The following is a 20,165-nucleotide window of genomic DNA, read 5'->3' as shown; positions in this document are numbered from 1 at the left end:
CGCCCACGCCGAAGCGAGGAGTTCGTGCGCTGAGACCCGCGGTCCTTCGCCAAGCTGAAAGCCGGCCATTTCTCCTGATTCGTCCGCGGCAGCTCACCGCACGCGCGTCACGGTGACCACGGCATGCCTCGTCGTCCCCGCCAGCACCTCGACGAGCAGTCCGGGCTCCGCCGCCGTGAACGACTCGCCCCCGGCCGCCCGACCTCGTGCGGCCGGGGCAACGGCCACAAGCGCCGCCGCGACCTGCGCGGCCAGCTGCGCCCCGAGCCGCTGAGACAACGCAACACGGCCGTCAGGCAACCGCACCGCCAGCGCCCGCGGTCGACCCGCCGCCCCCGTGAACCCCACCACCTCCGCGTCGATCGTCTCCGCGTGTCCGACCTTCTTCCACGACGACGACCGGCCTGCCTGATAGGGGGCGCTCCCCAGCTTCGCGACCACACCCTCGACGCCCGAGGCGACAAGCGTGTCGTACCAGACCCGCGCCACCTCGACGTCGTCCGTCGCCGACACGGCCTGAATCGGCGAAGGCGACGGGAGCCCCCCCCCCAGGACGTCCAGCATCATCGCCCGCCTCTCCTCGTACGGACGCGCACGCACGTCCCCCGTCGGAAGCGCCGGGACGTCCCACACGGAGGCAGACGGGTTCGTGGATTCCTGGAGGATGCGATCGCTGAACCCGCGCGGCATTACCCAGTTGAGGCCGGGCACCAAGGCGGGTTCATCTGTGCTTGACAGGGATGACTCGGCAGTCAGAGCGGTTGGACGCATCGGCGGTCCACGGTGCGATGAGTGCGGCGGCCACGGAGACGGTGGCCAGGAGGATGAAGAGCGGTCCGTAGCCGCCTAGGGACACGGCCAATGCGGCGCCGGCGAATGGCGCAAGGGCTGCCGCGGTGGTTGCCGGTGCCGCCAGGAGTCCGGAGAGGCGGCCGTAGTGGGTGGTGCCCCATCGGTCGGTGATGGCGGTGGCTTGGAGGAGGGTGAGGTTGCCGCGGACCATGCCGGCAACGACTGAGACGGCGATGAGTAGGGCGTACGGGCCGGGGACGGCGGCGAATGCGGCGGTGGTCAGTGCGCCGAGCGCGATCAGGATCGTTGTGCGGGCTGTTGCGGCGGTGCGATGCGCGAGGGTGGCGTACAGGGTGCGGCCGAGGGTCTGCCCAGCGCCGCCGATGCCGAGGGCCCAGGCCGCTTGGCTGGTGGTGTACCCGCGTTCTAGGAGGAGCGGGACGAGGGCGATGACGACGGCGTACATCGCGAAGCCGGACAGAGTGAAGGCGGCGGCGAGCAGGAGGAACGGTCGGCTGCGTCCGATCTCGGCAGCGCCTGGGGACCCGTGTGCGGGGCTCGTTGGGGCGTCGGGCCAGGGTGCGCGCAGGGCCAGGGCGTGGGCGGGGATGGTGACGGCGGCGAGGATGCCGGCGAGTACGAGGTAGGTGTGGCGCCAGGACAGATGGTCGGCGAGAGCTGCGGTCAGGGGCGCGAAGACGGTGGACGCAAGCCCGCCGGCGAGGGTGACGACGGTCAGGGCGCGCACGTGGTCGGGTGCCCACCAGCGGGTGAGGGCGGCGAACGCGGGCTGGTAGAAGGTGGTCGCCATCGCGAGTCCGGCCAGCGTCCAACCGGCGATGAAGACCAGGACGTTGGGGGCTGCGGCCACGATTAGCAGGCTGACCACGCCGAGCACGGAGCCGAGGGTCATGACGGTGCAGGGGCCGCGCCGGTCGAGGATGCGCCCGACGCGGATTCCGGCGAGGGCGGAGACGACGAGAGCGAGGGAGAACGCCGCGGTGGTCGCTCCGGTCGGCCAGCCGGTCGCGGCGGTGATCTGGGGGTTGAGGACGGGGAATGCGTAGTAGACGATGCCCCAGCTGGTGATCTGCGTGGCGCAGAGGGCTGGCAGGGCGGCGCGGGGTCGCGACCGGTCTCCTGTTCCGGTCGCGACCCCGCCGTCGCGGGTGTTCAGGTCGGTCACGAGCCGCAGCAGCCGCCTGCCGGGGCCTGCTCGGAAGCGGCCCCGACCGTGGCGGGGGCGCCGAGCTGGACGAGCTGCGGCGCGGGCGCGCAGCAGCCGCCGCCGTCGGCTTCCTGGGCGTCGGGGGCGTCGAAGAGGCCGGCGCCGCCGCAGACTCCGGTCTCCGGGAGGGTGAGTTCGACGCGGTCGGCGGAGGCGAGGTCGCCGGCGATTGCGGCGGCGACGGAGCGGACCTGCTCGTATCCGGTCATGGCGAGGAATGTTGGGGCGCGGCCGTAGGACTTCATGCCGACCAGGTAGACGCCCTGCTCGGGGTGGGAGAGCTCGCGGTGGCCGTGCGGGTAGACGGTGCCGCAGGAGTGCTGGTTGGGGTCGATCAGCGGAGCCAGTTCGACGGGCGCCTGGAGGCGTTCGTCGAGGCCCAGGCGCAGCTCGTCGAGGAAGGACAGGTCGGGGCGGAAGCCGGTCAGGACGATGACCTCGTCGACCGGGTCCAGGCGGCGTCCGTCCTCGCCGGCCAGGACCAGGCGGTCGTTGGCGTCGCGCTCGATCGCCTCGGTACGAAAGCCCGTGACCGCGTCCGCGTGGCCTTCGTCGACGGCGGCCTTCGCCGCCAACCCGAGCGCGCCACGCGCCGGGAGCTGGTCAGCCTCGCCGCCACCGAAGGTGGAACCCGAGATGCCCCGGCGCAGGATCCACACCCCCTTCGTGCCCTCACCGCCGTCGGACTTGGCGAGGTCGGCCAGGTAGGCGAGCGCGGTGAAGGCGGAGGCACCGGAGCCGATGACGGCGGTGCGCTTGCCCGCGTACCGGGCGCGGACGGCGGGGTCCTTCAGGTCCGGGACGCGGTAGGCGATCCGGTCCGCGGCGGCCTTCTCGCCGAGGGCGGGCAGGCCGCTGCCGCCGACCGGGGACGGCGTGACCCAGGTGCCGGAGGCATCGATGACCGCGCGGGCGAAGGCGCGCTCCTCACGGCCGTCGGCGTAGGTGATGTGCACGACGAACGGCTGCTGCTCCCGGTCGGCGTCGACGATGCGGTCCCGGCCTGCCCGGGAGACACCGGTGACAGTCGCACCGGCGCGGACGCGGTCGCCGAGGACGTCGGCGAGCGGCTGCAGGTAGAGGTCGGCCCAGTCGCCTCCGGAGGGGTAGGCGGCCGGGTCGGGTCGCATCCAGCCGGTGGGGGCGAGGAGCTTCTCGGCGGCCGGGTCGACGACCTCGCCCCAGGTGGAGAACAGGCGCACGTGGCTCCACTCGCGCACCGCGGAGGCGGCGGCTGGTCCCGCTTCCAGGACCAGAGGCTCGATGCCGCGCTCGACGAGGTGGGCGGCAGCGGCCAGGCCCGTGGGGCCGGCTCCGATGACGACGACGGGGAGCTGCTGGGTGCTCATGATGCTCGGTCTCCTTGAGGGGCGAAGGGGGTCAGCGCGCGTGGGTGAGGGCGGTCAGCTGGTGGTGTTGGCGGTGTTCTGCCGCTCGGGTGGCTCTGTCGCTGACCTGGGCGCAGCTGTCGCAGAAGCTGACGCCGGCCAGGTGGCGGGCGGTGCGGCGGGCCCGGGCCACCGAAAGCACGGTACGGAGGGCGGTGGTCACGACGACTCCTTGTTTCGATGCCTGTCGATACCTCGGAGCTTGCCACTCGTATCGACGAGTGTCAACATAGACACATGTCGAATCCAGAGGTTGTGGAGTTGCCCGTTCTGCAGGACGGCGACGTGGTGCCGTGCTGCCCGCCGATCACGGCCGGGGAGCTGTCCACGGCGGATGCGCAGAAGATGGCGGCGATGTTCAAGGCGCTGTCGGATCCCGTGCGTCTGCGGCTGTTCTCCAAGGTCGCCTCGCATCCGGGCGGGGAGGCATGCGTGTGCGACATCGCCGACGTCGGCGTCTCCCAGCCGACCGTCTCACACCATCTGAAGAAGCTGCGCGAGGCCGGCCTGCTGACCTCGGAGCGGCGCGGCACCTGGGTCTACTACCAGGTCGCCCCGTCCGTGGTGGCGGCCATGTCCGCCATGCTCGATCTGCGTAGCTGACGGCTGCCCCGAGGCGGGCGGGCTGTCAGTCGCCGCATCCGGGTGGGCAGCAGCGCAGCAGGTACTCCTTGAGCGCGTCCATGCGGCTCGCCATCGTGGCGCCGTCGGCGCGGTAGAAAACCTGCTTGCCCTCCTTGCGGGAGAGAACCAGGCCGCCGCGGCGCAGCAGGCTCAGATGCTCGGACGCGGTCGAGGACTTGAGGCCGCATCGCTCGGCGATCTCCCCGACGGTCAGCTCGCGACCGCCCGCGAACTGCTGCATGACCAGCTGGCGGGTCTCGCTCGCCAGGGCCTTGAGGAAGTCGGCCGTCGCCGGGTCGACCCCCTCGCCCGCCTCACCGTTCGCCGCCTCTGCTTCTCCCTGGCTCATATTTCGTCACTTCCCGAAACAACGACATTTACAGGAGAAGGTTCTCATGGAGCACCACGCCGACCTCATCGTCATCGGCGCCGGCCAGTCCGGTCTGGCCACCGCCGCCCTCGCCCCGCGCCATGGCTTCGCCCGCACCCTGGTCCTGGACGCCGCCGAGCAGACCGGCGGATCCTGGCCGCGCTACTACGACAGCCTCACCCTGTTCTCCCCCGCCCGGTACTCCTCGCTGCCCGGCATGCGCTTCCCCGGCGACGGCGACCGCTACCCGACCAGGGACGAGGTGGTCGACTACCTGCGTGCCTACGCCCGCCGGCTCGACGCCGACATCCGCACCTCCACCACGGTCACCTCGGTGCTGCCCCGCGACGGCGCCTGGGCGGTGCGCACACAGGACGGTGCCGAGTTCACGGCGCGTGCGGTCGTGGCCGCGTCCGGCGCCTTCCGCAGCCCGTACACGCCGGACGTGCCCGGAAGCGAGGAGTTCGCCGGGCAGTCGCTGCACGCCGCCGACTACCGCAGCCCCGAACCCTTCACCGGCCGACGGGTCGTGGTCGTGGGCGGCGGCAACTCCGCGGTGCAGATCGCCGCCGAACTCGGCACGGTCACCGAGACGACGCTGGCCAGCCGCCGGCCGATCGGCTGGATGAAGCAGCGACCGCTGGGCCGGGACGTCCACTGGTGGTTCAAGCACACCCGCTTCGACACCGCCCCGCTGAGCCGGCTGCTGGAGAAGATGCCGGTGTCCGTCCTCGACGACGGCCACTACCGCACGGCTCTGGACACCCACGGCGTCGAACGGCGCGAGATGTTCACCCGCCTCACCCCGGACGGTGCCGTATGGGCCGACGGCGCCAAGGAACCGGTCGACGCCGTCATCTGGGCCACTGGCTACCGCCTCACCCACCCCTACCTGAACGACAGCGGCGCCCTGGACGCCGACGGAAGGCCCCGGCACCGCGGCGGCATCGCCACCGTTCCCGGGCTCGGTTTCGTCGGCATCGAGTTCCAGCGCAGCTTCTCCTCCAACACCCTGCGCGGTGTCGGCCGCGACGCCGCGCACGTCCTGACCCGGCTCAGCCGCTCACGCTGACGTCAGAGCTCTCGGTCGCGCGGTTCCACTCCTCGCTGTAGACCTGGATCTCTTCCTCGGACAGGTCCAGGTCGCCGTGGACACGCACCGCGCTGGTGTCCCATGGCCGCACCCCGTCGCGGCGCGGAGTGAGCAGGACTCCGAGCGTGGAGGATTCCTCGGCCCGGCCGGTACGCGCGGTGACCTCGTGGTGGCGCAGCTGCACGTACGCGGAGAAGGCGGCCTCGATGATGGGGTCGAAGCGGGTGGCCGCGCCCACGATGAGCTGCCGGGTGCCGTCCTCTTCGAGCAGGCGCCGGAAGCGCCACTTGCAGTGTTCCTCGGGCACTTCTGGCACGTCACGGAGCATGTCCAGCAGCAGGTGACCCCACTCGGCCCGGGCCGGCACCGGCAGCCGGTCGAAGTCGGACAGCACCGTGAAGCGGTCGCCCTCGGCCACCGAGTCGCGCAGGAGGCTGGTGGCCACGTCTTCGAGCATGATGCGGATCATGAGGTGGGCGTGGGTGCCGTCCGAGCCGGCCGGCGCCTGCGGCAGCCGCGGTGTGGAGAACAGCGTGCCACCCGGACCGACCAGCTCGGTGTCGATGTCCTTGGGCGGCGCGGCGGCATCCGCGGCGGCCAGCTCGTAGAAACGGACCGGCTCCTCACCCAGCGGCACGGGCTCTTCGGCAGCTGCACGGAAGAGGTAGTCGAGCACTGCGGTGGTGGAGCGCAGCTGGTCGAACAGGAAGTCCCAGTCGCGGCGGGTCAGCGCGATGGCAGGCATCCCGATCGGCTCCCAGGTGGCCTGGGCGCCCTGCGGGACCTGGGGGTGATCCAGCAGGAACACCGCGACCCATTCGTAGGCGTTGCCGTCGACCTGCAGCGTCCGGGCCCGTCCGTTGACCATGTCGGCGGGCAGCATGCGCAGTTGCCGCACGGTGCCCTTGGCCTGGCTCATCGCCTTGGCCGCCACCTTCTGGATCCAGGCGACCTCCTGGGGATCCGGTTTGGGCTTGATCGTGCGTGCCTTGACCTGGACCACCGCGCCTCGCCTGCCGGCCAGCAGCAACCGGTCGCCCAGCTCCCGGCGCCCCGACCCCTTGGTGGCGTGATCAGCCTGCTGGAAGACGAAGTCGGGCATGCCCCACGTGGCTGCGGCGGTGTGGGCGGCGGCCTCGGCGCCGGAGCCATGGTCGACGCCGGACGGCAGGGGCAGGGCCGGAGGTATCCGCCGCACGTAGGGCCCGTTGGGAGTCTCCACAATGAGGGTGAACGCGCTGGGGTCGTCGTCCTGGACGTAGCGCCACAGCTGAGAGGGAGAGGAAGTCGGGTCGGTCATGGCGCCCATTAGACGCCGCGTGACCCGGCTGGCGCGGCGGATTTACCACCACCCCGCTGGGTGCGACAGCAAGCCCAGCAGATGGTCTCTGCTAGCCGTGCAGACCGGACCGCGAGGTCAGGTGCTCAGCTGACGCGCGATCTGCTGGACGGCCTCGCGAGCAGGGCGGCCCACGCCGATCAGGGTGGCGGAGGCCGGGCCGGTCCAGTCGCCGTAGCCGAGCAGGTGCAGACGCGGCTCGCCGAGGGCGCGCGTGCCGGCGGTAGGAATGTGCCCGCGCGGGCCACGCAGGGTCAGGGGGGCGAGATGGGCCAAGGCCGGGCGAAAGCCGGTACACCAGACAACCGCATCAGCACCGCTGTGGCTGCCGTCGTCCCACCGGACCCCGTCGGCGGTGAGCCGGGCGAACATCGGCCTGACGCTCAGGAGTCCGGCGCCGCGGGCGGAACGGACGGGCGGTACGGCCACGATGTCGCCGAGCGAGGCCACCCCGCCGGTGTCGCTACGGCCTTCCTCGAGGGCGCGGCGGCGTGCGGTGGCGACGTCGAACAGGGCACGCCCGTCGATGTCGTCCGGCAGGAAGCGCGGCGGGCGCTGGGTCACCCACGTCACCTCGACGCGGCCGTCCAGGGCGAGGTCGGCGGCGATCTGGGCGCCGGAGTTCCCGCCGCCGACCACGACAACGCGCTGCCCGGCGAAGTCGGCCGGGGAGCGATAGCTGACCGTGTGCAGATGCCGTCCGGTGAACACTTCGCGGCCGGGGACGGTGGGGAGGAAGGGCCGCGACCAGGTGCCGGTGGCGCTGACGACCGCGCGGGGCCGCCAGGTGCCGGTGTCCGCCTCGACCAGGAGGTGGTCGCCGTCGGGCCGTACGGCGTCCACGCGGGTGCCGTGCTGGACGGGCAGGTCGTAGCGCTTCTCGTAGTCGGTGAGGTAGTCCACCACGTGCCCGGCATCCGGATAGGTCTCTCCGGGCTGGGCGGGCATGAGCCGTCCGGGCAGCGAGGAGTGCTGGGCCGGGGAGAACAGGTGCAGCGAGTCCCACATGTGCTGCCAGGCCCCGCCCGGCGCCGGATCAGCGTCCAGGATCACGAAGTCGAGACCCTGGCGGCGCAGGTGGTAGCCGGCGGCGAGCCCTGCCTGGCCTCCGCCGACCACCACCACATCCGTGCGCTGCGTCACGGCGCCGTCGTCACCGCGTCGGCGGCGAACTTCCGTCGCCAGGCGAGCGCGACATAGACCAGGCCGATCAGGACCGGGACCTCGATGAGCGGGCCGACCACGCCCGAGAGGGCCTGGCCGGAGGTGACACCGAAGGTCGCGATGGCGACCGCGATGGCCAGCTCGAAGTTGTTGCCCGCCGCCGTGAACGCCAGGGTCGTAGTGCGGTCGTAGGCCAGACCCAGGCCCTTGCCGAGGAGGAAGGTGCCGAAGAACATGACCGCGAAGTAGACCAGCAGCGGCAGCGCGATGCGGGCAACGTCCAGAGGCTGGGAGGTGATGGTCTTGCCCTGCAGGGCGAAGAGGATGACGATCGTGAACAGCAGCCCGTACAGCGCCCACGGGCCGATCTTCGGCAGGAAGCGCTGTTCGTAGCCCTCCCGGCCCATCCTCTTCTCACCGACGCGGCGGGTCAGGAAGCCGGCCAGCAGCGGGACGCCGAGGAAGATGACCACGTTCAGCGCGATCTCCCTCATGGAGATGTCCAGGTGCTCGCCGTCGCCCAAGCCGAGCCAGCCCGGCAGCAGGTCGAGGTAGAACCAGCCGAGCAGGCCGAACGCGATGACCTGGAAGACGCTGTTGAGGGCCACCAGCACGGCGGCGGCTTCGCGGTCGCCGCAGGCAAGGTCGTTCCAGATGATCACCATGGCGATGCAGCGCGCCAGCCCGACGATGATCAACCCGGTGCGGTACTCGGGCAGGTCCGGCAGGAAGATCCACGCCAGCGCGAACATGACCGCGGGGCCGAGGATCCAGTTGATGACCAGGGAGGAGATCATCAGCTTCCGGTCGCCGGTGACGGCGTCCAGCTTGTCGTAGCGGACCTTCGCCAGGACCGGGTACATCATGACCAGCAGGCCGAGCGCGATCGGCAGGGAGATCCCGCCGATCTCCACCTTCGCCAGCGCGTCGTTCAGTCCAGGGATCACGCGTCCGAGACCGAGACCGACGGCCATGGCGATCAGGATCCACACCGCGAGGTAACGGTCGAGGGTGGAGAGCTTCTTGACGATCGAGTCGTCCCCGCCGCCAGCCGGACGAGGGGCGGCGGTGGTGGGCTCGGTGGAAGTCACGGGCAGGCCCTCTTGTTCTCGGCGGCGGTACGGGCGGAGGCTGCAAGCTCCGCGAACTGCTCGGACAGGCCGGCCAGGACCTCGGGCTTGAGCTTGTAGTAGGTGAAGCGGCCGCAGGGCTCGGTCTCCACGATCCCGGCCTCGCGCAGCACCTTCATGTGGTTGGACAGGTTGGTCTGCTTGGCTCCGGTCTCCTCGACCAGGTGCGTCGTGCAGAGCGTTTCGCGCGCCAGCAGGGTCACGATCTTCAGGCGGAGCGGATCGCCCAGCACCCGGATCACGTCAGGATCGACTGAAGTCAGCATGCACTGATACTCTCACATCATCGCCCGCTGATACCAGCGGGGGCTGAAGTCATTGGCGGCTGGGTTCCGCCATGCGACGAGAGAGAACGATCACCATGGCCGACAAGCCGTCCGTCCTGTTCGTCTGCGTCCACAACGCCGGCCGCTCCCAGATGGCCGCCGCGTGGCTGACCCACCTGGCCGGCGACCGTGTCGAGGTCCGCTCCGCCGGCTCCAACCCCGGCGACCAGGTCAACCCGGCAGCCGTCGAGGCCATGGCCGAGGTCGGCATCGACATCTCCAAGGAGACGCCGAAGATCCTCACCGTCGACGCGGTCCGCGAGTCGGACGTGTGCATCACCATGGGCTGCGGCGACACCTGCCCCGTCTTCCCCGGCAAGCGCTACCTGGACTGGAAGCTGGAGGACCCGGCCGGCCAGGGCGTCGAGGCCGTCCGCCCCATCCGCGACGAGATCAAGACCCTCGTCGAGGGCCTGATCGCCGAGATCGCCCCCGCGAAGCCGGAGGCGACGGCGTGAACGAGATACGCGAGGTCGTCATCATCGGATCCGGCCCCGCCGGATACACCGCCGCCCTCTACACCGCCCGCGCCCAGCTGCGCCCCCTGCTGTTCGGCAGCTCCATCTTCGTCGGCGGCTCGCTGACGACCACGACCGAGGTGGAGAACTTCCCCGGCTTCCCCGAGGGCGTCGACGGCCCGGTCCTCATGGAGAACATGCGGGCCCAGGCGGAGAAGTTCGGCGCCGAGATGATCGACGACGACATCGTGGCCGTCGACCTCACCGCCGACATCAAGCTCCTCACCGACTCCGCGGGCACCGTCCACCGCGCCAGGACGGTGATCATCGCCACCGGCTCCGGCTACCGCAAGCTCGGCATCCCAAACGAGGACAAGCTGTCCGGCCGGGGCGTCTCGTGGTGTGCGACCTGCGACGGGTTCTTCTTCCGCGACCGGGACATCGTCGTGGTCGGCGGCGGCGACACCGCCATGGAGGAAGCCACCTTCCTCACCCGCTTCGCCCGCTCGGTCACCGTCGTCCACCGCCGCTCCACCCTGCGCGCCTCGAAGGTCATGCAGGACCGGGCCTTCGCCGACGACAAGATCTCCTTCGCGTTCGACAGCGAGATCGCCGAGATCAAGGAGACCAGCGGCATGCTCGGCGGCGTCGTCCTGCGCAATGTCTTCACCGGCGCCACCCGCGACCTGGACGTCACTGGCCTGTTCATCGCCATCGGCCACGACCCCCGCACCGAACTCTTCAAGGGCCAGCTCGACCTCGACGCCGAGGGCTACATCACCGTCGCCGCCCCGACGACGCGTACGAGCCTGCCCGGGGTGTTCGCCGCCGGCGACGTCGTCGACCACACCTACCGCCAGGCCATCACCGCCGCCGGCACCGGCGCCGCCGCAGCCCTGGACGCCGAGCGCTACCTGGCCGCCTGGGGCGCGGCAGAGGTCGAACGGGTAACTGCCGTCCCGGCCTGAGCGGGCTCGCCAGCGGGGTCGTCCGGAAACCTCCGGGCGGCCCCGCTGCTGTCGTTCACAAACCGGCCTCCACTGGGAGGGCTGGGGGAACGCTTCTGCGGATGGCCACGGCACCGTAGTGCGTGGCGGCCTTTCAGCGACGGCGAACAAGTGCATCAGCTTCAGCGGATTCGCGGCAGCGCCTTATCGGGGTGCGCCGTGTGTACGTACTTCACGGCGACCCGGGGGTGGATCCCGAAGAGCCGCACGAGACAAACCGGGTCTGCCGTCTCACGAGCCTCGTCGAGCACGCGGTCGGCCCACAGCTGACGGGGCAGGAGCCCGATCTGGTCGAAGGCGGAGCGCATCCCGGTATAACTGATCTGCGGCGATGACGGATTCCGGTAGGTCTGAGCGGTGACGAGAAGGTGCGGGTTGGTGGCCTGGGGCCAGCGGGTGCGGCGTTCACGCAGCCAGTCGGCTACCAGCCGGGTGCTCAGGTCGTCGAGGTAGACGACGTGGATGTGCAAGCCCCGCCGCACCGTGATCGTCCGGTTCCTCAGATCCACGTCGGTCAGCAGGAGCCGGGCCACCTCCACAGCGTGGATGGCGTGGATGGCGACCAGGCCGACGATGAGGCGGGCGCGAGGCCCGTCGAGGCGGTCCAATGCCCCGGCGAGGCGGTCGCTGGACAGAGGCCGTGGCAGATTCACAGTGGCCTGCGCCTTCAGCCCGACGGTGGGGACGTGGAAGATCAGCCGTTCCTGCTTCAATGCCCGGAAGATGCTCCGTAGCGCGTTGAGCAGGCCGCGGGCCGCGTTTCCCCGGTGCCGGTCGAGCTCCGTCTGGATGTCCTTGCTCGTGATCTGCCGCAGGTCCTTCCCGGCGGCCGCCCACGCGGTCAGGGTGGAGGACGCCGTGCGGAAGTAGCGGCGGATGAGCCGGTAGGCGGCGGGTGGGTGCTCGTAGCGACCGGCGCCACGCATGACCTTGACCCAGGCGTGCATCTGCTCGGTCATCGGCTCGGGAAGCAGGTCGATCTGCTGCATCAGCTCCCGAGCGTCGTGTCGGTCGCGGCGCTCCACGCTCAGGCTCACGACTCTGTCCGGGGTTCGGCATTGGACGTCGGTGAGCAGCTGATGCGGTGTCTCGCGCAGTTGGTCGGCGTCGAGCAGAGAGTTGAGTGGCGGCCCCCTCGGCGGCGTCGAGGCCGTGATCACGGATGTAGGCCAGGCACCCTCGGCACAGCCCCTCCTCATGCACGGGCAGGTCGTCGCGTCGACAGCGCGGACACCGGCCAGGTGGATACCGCTCGGGCGTATGCCGCCAGGTCTCGCATCCACGGCAGCGCTTCGTCGTGATGCCCCAGCTGCCACAGTCCGCGCACGCCCTGGCCGGCCACAGTGCCGGCGGTGGAGCCGCCCGTGACTTCAAGAGCCCAGCTCGGTGCAGCAGTTCGGCCGCTGCCGCCTTCAGCGGCAACCGCACCTGATCGAGCATCTCCGGGGCGACGAGTGCCTCCCCCTCGGTATCCCGGATCGCGAGCGCGCACCGGATGATCCGCATCACCGTGTGGAGCCACGTCGCGGTCAGCCCTTGGGCTGCTGCCCGCTCCTCGGCCAACGCCCGTACCGCGCTCTCCTCCGGCCACGTCCGACCGCTGATCCGGCGCGCGTGCTCACGCTCCAGACGCCGCCGAACCGGGAACAGCGTCTGCTGTCCGAGCATCACGGCGGGACAGATCCTCGGATCGTCGATCGGCCGCTGGACCTGGCGCGGTCCCAGGTACGGGGCGGCGGCGCCGCGCGGTCGCGGGAGGTTTCGGCTCTCCTGCTGCCCGAGCCCGAGCACGTATACCCGCAGCTGCGTCGCGCCTGGGAAGACGGCCTCGAAGCCGGCTGCGATCTCCTCGCGTACCGCCATCACGCAGGGACGGCACAAACGATCTGCGTCCACCCGGTCGGGCCTGGCGCACCGGACACACCTCGCCGAGTCCGGGTGGGACTTGCGCCAGCCCACACAGCCCCAGCACAGACCGTCGCACAGCCGGTGCACACCCCAGTCCAGGCACACAGCACACTGCCGGATGACGCCCATGACCACCTCGGTCAGTTCGGCGGCCGCAGCTGACGCCGCCCATCGCGCCGCGGCACAGGCCGCACCGCCCCCGCCTCACCGCCGACCGCGCGCTGCGGCTCCTCCAAGCCCTCGGCGGGAGCTACCGGTTCGGCCTCCATCAGGTCCGCCACCGTGCACTGCAGCGCCGCGCAGATCTTGTCCAGGTCGTCCAGGCGCACCGTCACCGGGGTCCCGCCCCACAAGGCCGCGACCTTGCTCAGTGACGGGGTGAAGCCCACCGTCGCGAACGCCGCCTGCAAGTCGACAGGCCGCCAGATGTCGCACTTGGCGGCCGCCCAGCGCAGATTCCACTTCACCGTAAACTCCCGATATTCGCGACCAAGCGCTGCCCGGCCCGCGTGGCCGACTGCCGCCAGCGCTCCGCGTGCTCGGGGTCCGCCTGAGCCGTCGCCAGATAGTTCACCGTCGTAGTCGTCCAGGTATGTCCAAGAAGCCGCTGTACTTCCCACAGCGTCATCCCGCGCTCATAGTTATGGGTGGCGCAGGCGTGCCGCAGCAGATGCGGGTACAACTCGCCCACCGGCCCCGGCAGGTACAGCAGCGAGGCCGCCTTGAGGTTCCGGCGGAACGTTCCCGGGGTGATCGCCGCCGCGACCGGGATGTTCGCCGCCGCGAGCTCCACCGGCAGCCGCTCAGAGGGAAACAGCGGCGCCAGCGGATGCTCCGGGTCGTCGTGGAAGAGGCCGCGGACCTCCTCGACGTACCACCACACGAGCTCGCGGCACTCCTCGAACATGAACGCCTCGCGCGGCCTGGGCCCGGAGCCGCGGGCGCCCTTGCCCTGCACGACGAACCGGCCCCACTTGCCCAACTCCCAGTGCACATCGCACAGGCCGACACCACAGAGCTCGGACGCCCTCACCCCGGACAGATAGTCGAGCTTGGCCATCACGTAGTCCCGGCACGCGACCGCCGGCTTGCGAGCCAGCGGCAGCGCATCGCGCCACGCGGCGAAGTATTCGCGCATCGCCCGCTGCGAGGGCGGCACCCGCAGCCCGAAGTCACCACGATGTCGCGGCCGGTTGAACGGGTCGACCGGCGACTCCACCGCGGCGCCGAACCGGCGATGGATCTCACCGGCGTAGCGCTGTTCCAAGAACGCGAAGTACGCGTCGATCTTGGTGATCTTCGTACGGACAGTCGACCGAGCACGCTTCCCGGGTCCTGCGAAGTAGCAGTCGAGCAGCGTCGGGGTGAGCTGCCACGGCACGAGGTCGTAGTGCTCGCAGATTTCCAGCACCGGTTTGACCAGCTGGTCGATCGAGGACGGCATCAGCCCGGCGGAATCACGCGCCCACTGGTACTCCGCCAGCGTGTCGAAGAAGTACGACCGCTCGTCCTGCTGCCCCGCGCGGCCCGCTCGGTGGGTGTGCAGGGAGAAGACCTCTGCCAGCCCGTCCGGCGGCGACCCGATGTCGGGGTGCGAGTTTCGAGATCCCCCATAGATCCGCAGATTACGAGTGGCACTCCTGGAATCTGCGAGTAACTACGAGAACCTCACACCGTCGAGGGATGTCTCGAACAACGGTCTCTCACCTGCTCACATCCATCGATCGCGCTCTCGGGACCTCACGAGGAACTCGCGCGCACTCCAGTTATCAGCAACGCCGGGCGCTGTGCCGCCAGCTGCCGGGCCCGAGCCGGCGACGACGCCGCCCGAGACTGCGCCGCCTCGAAGGACACCCTGCCGTCGACCACGACGACCGCCTCGCCATCCAGAACCACACCCGGCGGCAACGCCATCCCAGCCACAGCCAGATCCATCCACGGGCCGGTCACATCCCGCCCCGACCGGGCCTGAAGCCGCACCGTGTCAGCCAGCCGCCACAGAACCGTACGGGGGCCGTCCATCTTCACCTCGTACCACCACCGCGGCCCCGTAGGCAGCCGCGGTACCAGCTCGGCGAGCGCCACGTCGACGGGGAACTCCACACCACCAGCCTGCGACGTTCCTCCAAGCGGCGCGCGCCGTCTACGCCCGCAAGCTCAGCACAAGGCGCCCGGCTCGTACGCCACAACCCGCTCGGCCTCCTGGTCCCACACCCAGACCGGCGTCTCCCGCCACAGTCTCGGGTAGTCCTCGTACGGCATCGCGAACGGGTTCTCGCCATGACCGGCCAGCGGATCACCGCTCTCACCGTTCACCCAGCCCACGGGCATCCGACGAGGTCGCCAGTCGGCGCTAGCGACGAGGATCGCAACCACTCCATTGATCTTGATGCTGGTTTCCGGGCGAGACAGGGGCAGCCGCCACTCCCGTTCGTGCATCCACGAGATCCCGTTCCCCGTGTTCACCGCCCAATGGCCGAGCGCCGCCCGCTGAAAACGCCGCTGAACCTCCCGCGGCACGTACGCCACCGCGCCACCACCGAGTCCGTTCACCACCTCCCGCGTAGTGACCAGACCCCATGGGTCGAAGTGCCTCCATCGGAACAGCTGAGCCATGTGCTCCGGAGAGCACTCCGAGAAGCACACACAGGGCCTCCCCGAGGCGCCGGCCTCAGCAGCGCCGAAAGGCGGGAACGCCCGGAACTGCTCCTCCCGCAAGATCGACTCCAGGCGCTGAGCCCCGTTCATCGAACGGATCTCGTCCGGCACCCAGTCCGGGCTTTCTCCATTACGGCTCGTGAAGTGATACAGGTACTCGCTCTGTGCCGGTCCAGTAACGCCCAACTCGAAAGCCATCCCCACCCCATGTCTCAGTTCGTCCCCGCCAACGTCATACAGGACGTCAAGCCGAGACGGCGCGCCGATAGCGCAACTCCGACCACCCCTGGCAGCGCGCCGAGTATGGCGGCGGAACGGAGCAGCCCCCCGGCCGCTGAGCGCGACCAGGGGCTTGGAAGGGGTTCCGTTTCAGACAGCGTTCCGGTAGCGGATGCAGCGGAGGAGCGGGACGCACGCCAGGAGGGTCATCTCTGACGGGACCTGCGGAAGCAGGAAGATCACGGTGCCGGTGATGACTGTGTTGAACGCGTCCTGCCACTCGGGGCGGCGGTACTGGAGCCCGACGGGCTTCCAGAGCTGTGGTTGCATGGTGTCGTCCTTAATGCGATTTGCTCGTATCCACGGACATCTCGGGGATCGCCCTGGCCGGGGCGGTCCCCGTCCGCGTTGCCGACGACGGTATGCGGTCGCTACAGGGGTTGGCGTCATCATGGGGCGTGCATCGGCCACCAGGGCAATTCACGGCCTGACCTGCGGAGTTGGATCACCTACCCCATCTCTGGGGCAGCTCTGCAGAACGCTGACCTGCGGGCTTCGCGGAAGCAAAGTTGATCTGCGCGGATTGCCTGCGGCGCATGGCTGAAAATCGTTCTGTGGCGTGAGCCACACACGGGGTAGCGGCGGTCACTCCAGCAGTCCCAGCGCCGTATCCGGGCGGCAAAACGTGCACGCCGGCACCTGGTGTCGAATTGCCTCCATCGCCTGTTCGCGCGACACCGGACGACACCGCTCCGACCCCTCGACGGTCCAGCAGTCCCCTGTGTGCACCGCGTCGATGTTCTTCGGGTTCAGGCCGTGTTGCAGTAGCCATTCCGGAGGGGGCGCGCCTCCCTCTGTGTGGCGGCGGCGTTCCGCTTCCCGTCGCTCCTCTGTGGCGATCCATCCGTCGATCTGCCGCAGTGCAGCACCGGCCTGCTGCTCGACCACTCGGCGGGTGAACCGCAGCAGTTCCAGACGAGAAGGTTCGCTCACAAGTTCGAATATAGTCGCCCTGCCAGCGGCCAGGGCTGCGAGGGGGCTCGTTGTCCTCTGACAAGTGATCTTGACCGATTGCCAGGTGAGTTTGACCGGCTGAGCGGCCGCAGGTCAGGTGTAGACGTTGCGGCCGTACTCCTGACGGCTCACCTGGAAGTCGCCCGGCCGGTCGCGGCGGAGTTCCTCGTATCGAAGCCCGAAGATGTCGATCGCCTCATGGAGTGTGCAGCCCGACGCGTCCATGATCGCCTTGAGTGCCAGGACGACGTGGTGGTCCAGGATGTGGCGGTCCACGATCTCTGGCAGCTTTTCCATGGATCGACCGTACCGATAGCCGTTCGACCATGGCGGTCAATATCTCTTGGCAATCGGTCGAGATCACCTGTCAGGGGGACAGTGGGCTGTCCTCTGTCACTGCGCATGGACCGATTACCAGGCAAGTTGGACAACTATGGCGTGGTCGGAGACTGTCGGGAGCGTGACCTGTGCTGGTCAGACGTGACTGTTGACAAGCGCGGTGATCTGGGCTTTCGACAGTGCACCCACCTTTGTCTGCGCCACAACCCCGTTCTTGAAAATGATCAGGGCAGGGATGCCTCGGACGCCGAACTTCGCCGGCGTCGCCGGGTGCTGGTCCACGTCGATCTTCGCAACCTTGAGCCTGTCGCCGTAGTCCTTGGCCACCTCGTCGAGAAGCGGTGCGATCATCCTGCACGGCCCACACCACGGTGCCCAGAACTCCAGCAGCACGGGCTGGGCAGAGTTGAGCACGTCCCCCTCGAACGACGCGTCAGTCACATGCAAGATCTGCTCAGGCATTGGCTCTCCTCACAGCAGTTGTCTACGCGATACACCACGCCCATGGCACCGCTTCCAGCAGCAGGCTTCCACTCAAAGCCGCCGAAAGGACCAACCTCCCGAGCAGGCACTTCACCCACGCCAGCCGCGAGAAGCTGCCGTGGGCCCCATCCAGCTTCACTGGCAATCGGTCCAACCTCGCTGTCAGAGGACAAACCAGACTGTCCCCTGACAGGTGATCTTGACCGATTGCCACTGAAGTTGGACCACTGCACGGTTCGTGTCATCGAACCCGGACCGGCCTGGTCAGGACGCTGCTGGGCGGTGCCAGTCCTCTGCTGGACGATCTGGCCATCCTGATTGCAACCAACGAGCGCGGCCACGTGGTGAAGCGTCCATCCAAGCCTGCGATCGGGACGATGCTGGCCAACCTGCGGCGGGGGAACGCCCACATGGTCCTGGAGCGGGTGGACGAGGAGCTGCCTGGTAGGCCCCGGGTTCGCTGTCACAGGACAGTCGTGTGCCATCGAACGTTGACCGCCTGTCAACGAACCTCAAGTGACAAACGATCCTGATCGATTGCCAAGCGATCTTGACGTTCCGCGGTGGCCGTTGACGGCGCTGATGGCCTCTTCTTGCGACATGCCGCAGGCTGCGCTGTTGATCGTTGCGGGAAGCGGGGTCGGCTAGGCTCCCCTGACGTCTGCACCATTACGGACTGTGATGGTTCATCGCCTTACGGAAAGGGCTGAAGTGATGTCTGTATCCCGCGAATTGCAGGTGGTGGCGTCTCCAGTCGTCGGGACCTTTCATGCGGCGCCCCCGCAGCCGAACGCAAGTCCGTTCGTGGCGGTGGGCCAGTCCGTGCGAGAAGGCGACACGCTGTGCATTGTGGAGGCGCAGGGGTTGATGAACGAGATCCCAGCGGAAAGGGCCGGCGTCATCGCGGAGCGGCTGGTTGACCACGGCGCTCCCGTGGAGTACGGCCAGCCGCTGTTCACCATCAAGTAGAGCGGGCCGGCCTGGACCGCGCGACTGGACGCCGAAGACCTCCAGCACGCTCCGTCAGCCCGCACTCCCCCGTCGCCGCCCGCGCGACCGCCGGCGAGTAGCGGCTCCTACAACGATCAGATCCCCCTCCGCTGCCGATCCGCAACAGCACCTCGCCCACCGGCTGGCGCCGTGACGCTTCTCGTGTGGAAGAGCTCATCAACCTCCTGGTCAATGCGACGATCGCCTGGCGACTGACCAACCTCTCCCGCGACCGCGCCGACCGAGCAGCGGAGAAGGAGAGCCTGCGCACGCAGGCCGACGCCCTCACCGTCGCTGTCCTCGACCTCCAGCACGCAGCCGCTGTCAACCGCATCCTCTGGGAGTGGCACGCCAGCCGAGTCCGCGAGACATTCCCGATGCCGCATCACCCTCTCGGATCCCGGTAGACGGCTATCGGTCAAAGTCCAGTGACAATCGATCAAGATCGTTTGTCAGAGGTCAAAGGATGTGTAATGGATCAAGACACTGCGTATTGAGTCAAGCACGCACCGAGGCCCCCGCACCCGGGAGGACCTGTTGGCGGTCGCCAACAGGGTGTCCATCTGGGGCTGCGGGGGCTCCGTGTAGCGAAGAAGGGTGGGTGCAGTCAGCTCCCAGTGGAGTCTTCTGTGTGGCTGTCGGTGCGACTGCGGCGTGCCACGGCGAGGGCGCCTCCACCGGCCGCGATCAGTGCGGCCGCTCCGCCGAACAGCCACGGCGTGGCGTCAGTACCGGTGTGGGCGAGGGAGCCCGTCGGCGTCTTCGGTGTGGAGTCGCCGTCCGGGGTGGCAGCAATGGTGGAGGAGTCGGGTTCCGGTGTGTCGCTATCCGACGCGGACGGCGCGGCCCGTCCTGTACCACTGTTCGGTTTGCCTGGGCCGGCGGGGGTGCCGGTGGGCGTGTGCGTGGGCTTGCCCGAGGGTTCGGGATTCAGGGTGGTGGTGGTCTTGGCGTTGGTGACGGTCACGGTCACCGGGTCGCCGGGAGCCGCGGTGAACGTCTTGGTCGGCTTGTACAGGTCGTAGCCGGCAGGGGCTTTGATCTCCTTGACCCAGAACTGGGCCTTGCGGCTCGACATGGGCAGCTCTCCGGAGGCCGTGCCCTTGGCTCCCGTGGTCAGGGTGAGCAGCGTCGAGGTGCCGGTGCCGATGTTCACGGTCGCGCCGGGCAGGAGCTTGCCGGTCTTGTCGTCCTTGGCCTGCAGGAGGACCTTGGCGGCCTTGAACGGGTCGGTGATCGTCAGGCGGGTGGGCGCGCCCGGGGTGACGATGACGTCCTGGTCTGCGACGACCTCGTGGAGCGGGCTGCCGGAGGCCGTCTCCTTGAGCCGGTAGACGCCGGGCGCGAGGTCGGAGAAGGTCAGCTTCCCCTGTGCGTCGGTCGTCCCGCGTCCGGCTTCCTGGCCGGCGGAGTCGAGCAGCAGGAACACGGCGCCGGGCAGGGCGTCTCCGGCCGTGTCCTTGGTGGTGATCTCGACACTGCCCGCGTCGGGGGCCGGAGTCTCGGCGGAGGCCGAGGGGGTCGGTTCGGAGGGCTCGGCGCTCGCGGTCGGCACCCAGGTGAGGGTTCCGGCCGCGGCGACCGCGAGGGCGGCGGCGGATCGGACGAGACGTGCGTGCACGAGGAAGAAGGCTC

Annotated in this window: 25 protein-coding genes; 6 read left to right on the top strand and 19 right to left on the bottom strand. The window is 69.3% G+C overall.

The features are described from left to right. Nucleotides 1-93: 93 nt before the first annotated feature. The 4 genes from HZS56_RS11815 to HZS56_RS11800 all read right to left on the bottom strand — a co-directional run bounded on the left by HZS56_RS11815 (nt 94) and on the right by HZS56_RS11800 (nt 3,571). The gene (locus HZS56_RS11815; protein WP_253914108.1) at nt 94-690 is read right to left on the bottom strand and encodes an ATP-dependent DNA ligase; all 597 of its coding nucleotides are present in this window, start codon (nt 688-690) and stop codon (nt 94-96) included. 31 nt (nt 691-721) lie between these two features. Then, on the bottom strand, nt 722-1,831 hold the full coding sequence (locus tag HZS56_RS11810) for an MFS transporter (RefSeq protein ID WP_374201130.1): 1,110 nt from the start codon (nt 1,829-1,831) through the stop codon (nt 722-724). A 143-nt stretch (nt 1,832-1,974) separates the two neighbouring features. Continuing rightward, a complete protein-coding gene (locus tag HZS56_RS11805) occupies nt 1,975-3,369 on the bottom strand; it encodes an FAD-dependent oxidoreductase (RefSeq protein ID WP_108990608.1) in 1,395 nt (464 codons plus the stop codon). Between the two features lie 31 nt (nt 3,370-3,400). Beyond that, nucleotides 3,401-3,571: a hypothetical protein gene (locus tag HZS56_RS11800; RefSeq protein WP_167468340.1), complete on the bottom strand. Its 171-nt coding sequence runs from the start codon at nt 3,569-3,571 to the stop codon at nt 3,401-3,403. Between the two features lie 74 nt (nt 3,572-3,645). On the opposite strand from HZS56_RS11800, the gene HZS56_RS11795 reads away from it, so the two are divergent. Next, the gene (locus HZS56_RS11795; protein WP_108990609.1) at nt 3,646-4,011 is read left to right on the top strand and encodes an ArsR/SmtB family transcription factor; all 366 of its coding nucleotides are present in this window, start codon (nt 3,646-3,648) and stop codon (nt 4,009-4,011) included. 25 nt (nt 4,012-4,036) lie between these two features. Here HZS56_RS11795 and HZS56_RS11790 read toward each other — a convergent pair whose 3' ends face one another. Further along, a complete protein-coding gene (locus HZS56_RS11790; protein WP_108990610.1) occupies nt 4,037-4,381 on the bottom strand; it encodes an ArsR/SmtB family transcription factor in 345 nt (114 codons plus the stop codon). A gap of 46 nt (nt 4,382-4,427) precedes the next feature. Here HZS56_RS11790 and HZS56_RS11785 point away from each other — a divergent pair, with 46 nt between their 5' ends. Then, nucleotides 4,428-5,474, top strand: coding sequence for a flavin-containing monooxygenase (locus tag HZS56_RS11785; RefSeq protein WP_108990611.1), 1,047 nt, complete (start codon nt 4,428-4,430; stop codon nt 5,472-5,474). Here HZS56_RS11785 and HZS56_RS11780 read toward each other — a convergent pair. The 4 genes from HZS56_RS11780 to HZS56_RS11765 all read right to left on the bottom strand — a co-directional run bounded on the left by HZS56_RS11780 (nt 5,458) and on the right by HZS56_RS11765 (nt 9,394). Continuing rightward, nucleotides 5,458-6,795, bottom strand: coding sequence for a hypothetical protein (locus HZS56_RS11780; RefSeq protein WP_159107048.1), 1,338 nt, complete (start codon nt 6,793-6,795; stop codon nt 5,458-5,460). The genes HZS56_RS11785 and HZS56_RS11780 overlap by 17 nt on opposite strands. Before the next feature lie 117 nt (nt 6,796-6,912). After that, on the bottom strand, nt 6,913-7,977 hold the full coding sequence (locus HZS56_RS11775; protein ID WP_108990613.1) for an ArsO family NAD(P)H-dependent flavin-containing monooxygenase: 1,065 nt from the start codon (nt 7,975-7,977) through the stop codon (nt 6,913-6,915). Continuing rightward, nucleotides 7,974-9,089 (bottom strand): ACR3 family arsenite efflux transporter, encoded by a 1,116-nt coding sequence (gene arsB / locus HZS56_RS11770; RefSeq protein ID WP_108990614.1) that lies wholly within the window; start codon nt 9,087-9,089, stop codon nt 7,974-7,976. The genes HZS56_RS11775 and arsB overlap by 4 nt, the downstream gene beginning before the upstream one ends. Beyond that, nucleotides 9,086-9,394, bottom strand: coding sequence for an ArsR/SmtB family transcription factor (locus tag HZS56_RS11765; RefSeq protein WP_030329993.1), 309 nt, complete (start codon nt 9,392-9,394; stop codon nt 9,086-9,088). The genes arsB and HZS56_RS11765 overlap by 4 nt, the downstream gene beginning before the upstream one ends. Nucleotides 9,395-9,489: 95 nt before the next feature. On the opposite strand from HZS56_RS11765, the gene HZS56_RS11760 reads away from it, so the two are divergent. After that, on the top strand, nt 9,490-9,912 hold the full coding sequence (locus tag HZS56_RS11760) for an arsenate reductase ArsC (protein WP_108990615.1): 423 nt from the start codon (nt 9,490-9,492) through the stop codon (nt 9,910-9,912). Then, nucleotides 9,909-10,880 carry a thioredoxin-disulfide reductase gene (gene trxB, locus HZS56_RS11755; RefSeq protein ID WP_108990616.1) on the top strand — a complete coding sequence of 324 codons (972 nt, stop codon included), beginning with the start codon at nt 9,909-9,911 and terminating at the stop codon, nt 10,878-10,880. Before HZS56_RS11760 ends, trxB begins: the two co-directional genes overlap by 4 nt. Before the next feature lie 161 nt (nt 10,881-11,041). Here the strand turns inward: trxB and HZS56_RS11750 are convergent, their stop codons facing one another. From HZS56_RS11750 to trxA, 9 genes are all read right to left on the bottom strand, one after another. Beyond that, nucleotides 11,042-12,079: a site-specific integrase gene (locus HZS56_RS11750; protein ID WP_108990617.1), complete on the bottom strand. Its 1,038-nt coding sequence runs from the start codon at nt 12,077-12,079 to the stop codon at nt 11,042-11,044. Nucleotides 12,080-12,967: 888 nt separating this feature from the next. Further along, nucleotides 12,968-13,294: a helix-turn-helix domain-containing protein gene (locus HZS56_RS11745; RefSeq protein ID WP_108990618.1), complete on the bottom strand. Its 327-nt coding sequence runs from the start codon at nt 13,292-13,294 to the stop codon at nt 12,968-12,970. After that, entirely contained in the window at nt 13,291-14,271 is a 981-nt protein-coding gene (locus HZS56_RS11740) for a tyrosine-type recombinase/integrase (protein WP_108990619.1), read from the bottom strand. Before HZS56_RS11740 ends, HZS56_RS11745 begins: the two co-directional genes overlap by 4 nt. A 296-nt stretch (nt 14,272-14,567) precedes the next feature. After that, nucleotides 14,568-14,930: an ATP-dependent DNA ligase gene (locus tag HZS56_RS11735; protein WP_244942250.1), complete on the bottom strand. Its 363-nt coding sequence runs from the start codon at nt 14,928-14,930 to the stop codon at nt 14,568-14,570. Nucleotides 14,931-14,984: 54 nt separating this feature from the next. Beyond that, nucleotides 14,985-15,683 carry a hypothetical protein gene (locus HZS56_RS11730; RefSeq protein WP_159107050.1) on the bottom strand — a complete coding sequence of 233 codons (699 nt, stop codon included), beginning with the start codon at nt 15,681-15,683 and terminating at the stop codon, nt 14,985-14,987. Between the two features lie 171 nt (nt 15,684-15,854). Continuing rightward, on the bottom strand, nt 15,855-16,034 hold the full coding sequence (locus tag HZS56_RS11725) for a hypothetical protein (RefSeq protein WP_108990621.1): 180 nt from the start codon (nt 16,032-16,034) through the stop codon (nt 15,855-15,857). 315 nt (nt 16,035-16,349) lie between these two features. Continuing rightward, nucleotides 16,350-16,697, bottom strand: coding sequence for a DUF6233 domain-containing protein (locus HZS56_RS11720; RefSeq protein WP_108990622.1), 348 nt, complete (start codon nt 16,695-16,697; stop codon nt 16,350-16,352). A 114-nt stretch (nt 16,698-16,811) separates the two neighbouring features. Further along, a complete protein-coding gene (locus HZS56_RS11715) occupies nt 16,812-17,015 on the bottom strand; it encodes a hypothetical protein (protein ID WP_108990623.1) in 204 nt (67 codons plus the stop codon). Between the two features lie 177 nt (nt 17,016-17,192). Then, a complete protein-coding gene (gene trxA / locus HZS56_RS11710) occupies nt 17,193-17,519 on the bottom strand; it encodes a thioredoxin TrxA (protein ID WP_108990624.1) in 327 nt (108 codons plus the stop codon). 702 nt (nt 17,520-18,221) lie between these two features. Here trxA and HZS56_RS11705 point away from each other — a divergent pair. Together HZS56_RS11705 and HZS56_RS11700 are read left to right on the top strand one after the other, a co-directional pair. After that, entirely contained in the window at nt 18,222-18,509 is a 288-nt protein-coding gene (locus tag HZS56_RS11705) for an acetyl-CoA carboxylase biotin carboxyl carrier protein (protein ID WP_108988872.1), read from the top strand. A 185-nt stretch (nt 18,510-18,694) separates the two neighbouring features. Further along, complete coding sequence (locus HZS56_RS11700; RefSeq protein WP_108988873.1) at nt 18,695-18,937, top strand: hypothetical protein; 243 nt, start codon at nt 18,695-18,697, stop codon at nt 18,935-18,937. Between the two features lie 200 nt (nt 18,938-19,137). Here the strand turns inward: HZS56_RS11700 and HZS56_RS11695 are convergent, their stop codons facing one another. Continuing rightward, nucleotides 19,138-20,151, bottom strand: a complete 1,014-nt coding sequence (locus HZS56_RS11695; protein ID WP_216720660.1) for an MSCRAMM family protein — start codon at nt 20,149-20,151, stop codon at nt 19,138-19,140. Nucleotides 20,152-20,165: the final 14 nt, after the last annotated feature.

The organism is Streptomyces mayonensis, assembly GCF_018982965.1.
Classification (GTDB): Bacteria; Actinomycetota; Actinomycetes; order Streptomycetales; family Streptomycetaceae; genus Streptomyces; species Streptomyces mayonensis.
Note: the sequence above shows the minus strand (reverse complement) of the source record. Positions and strands in the feature narration are given on the sequence as shown.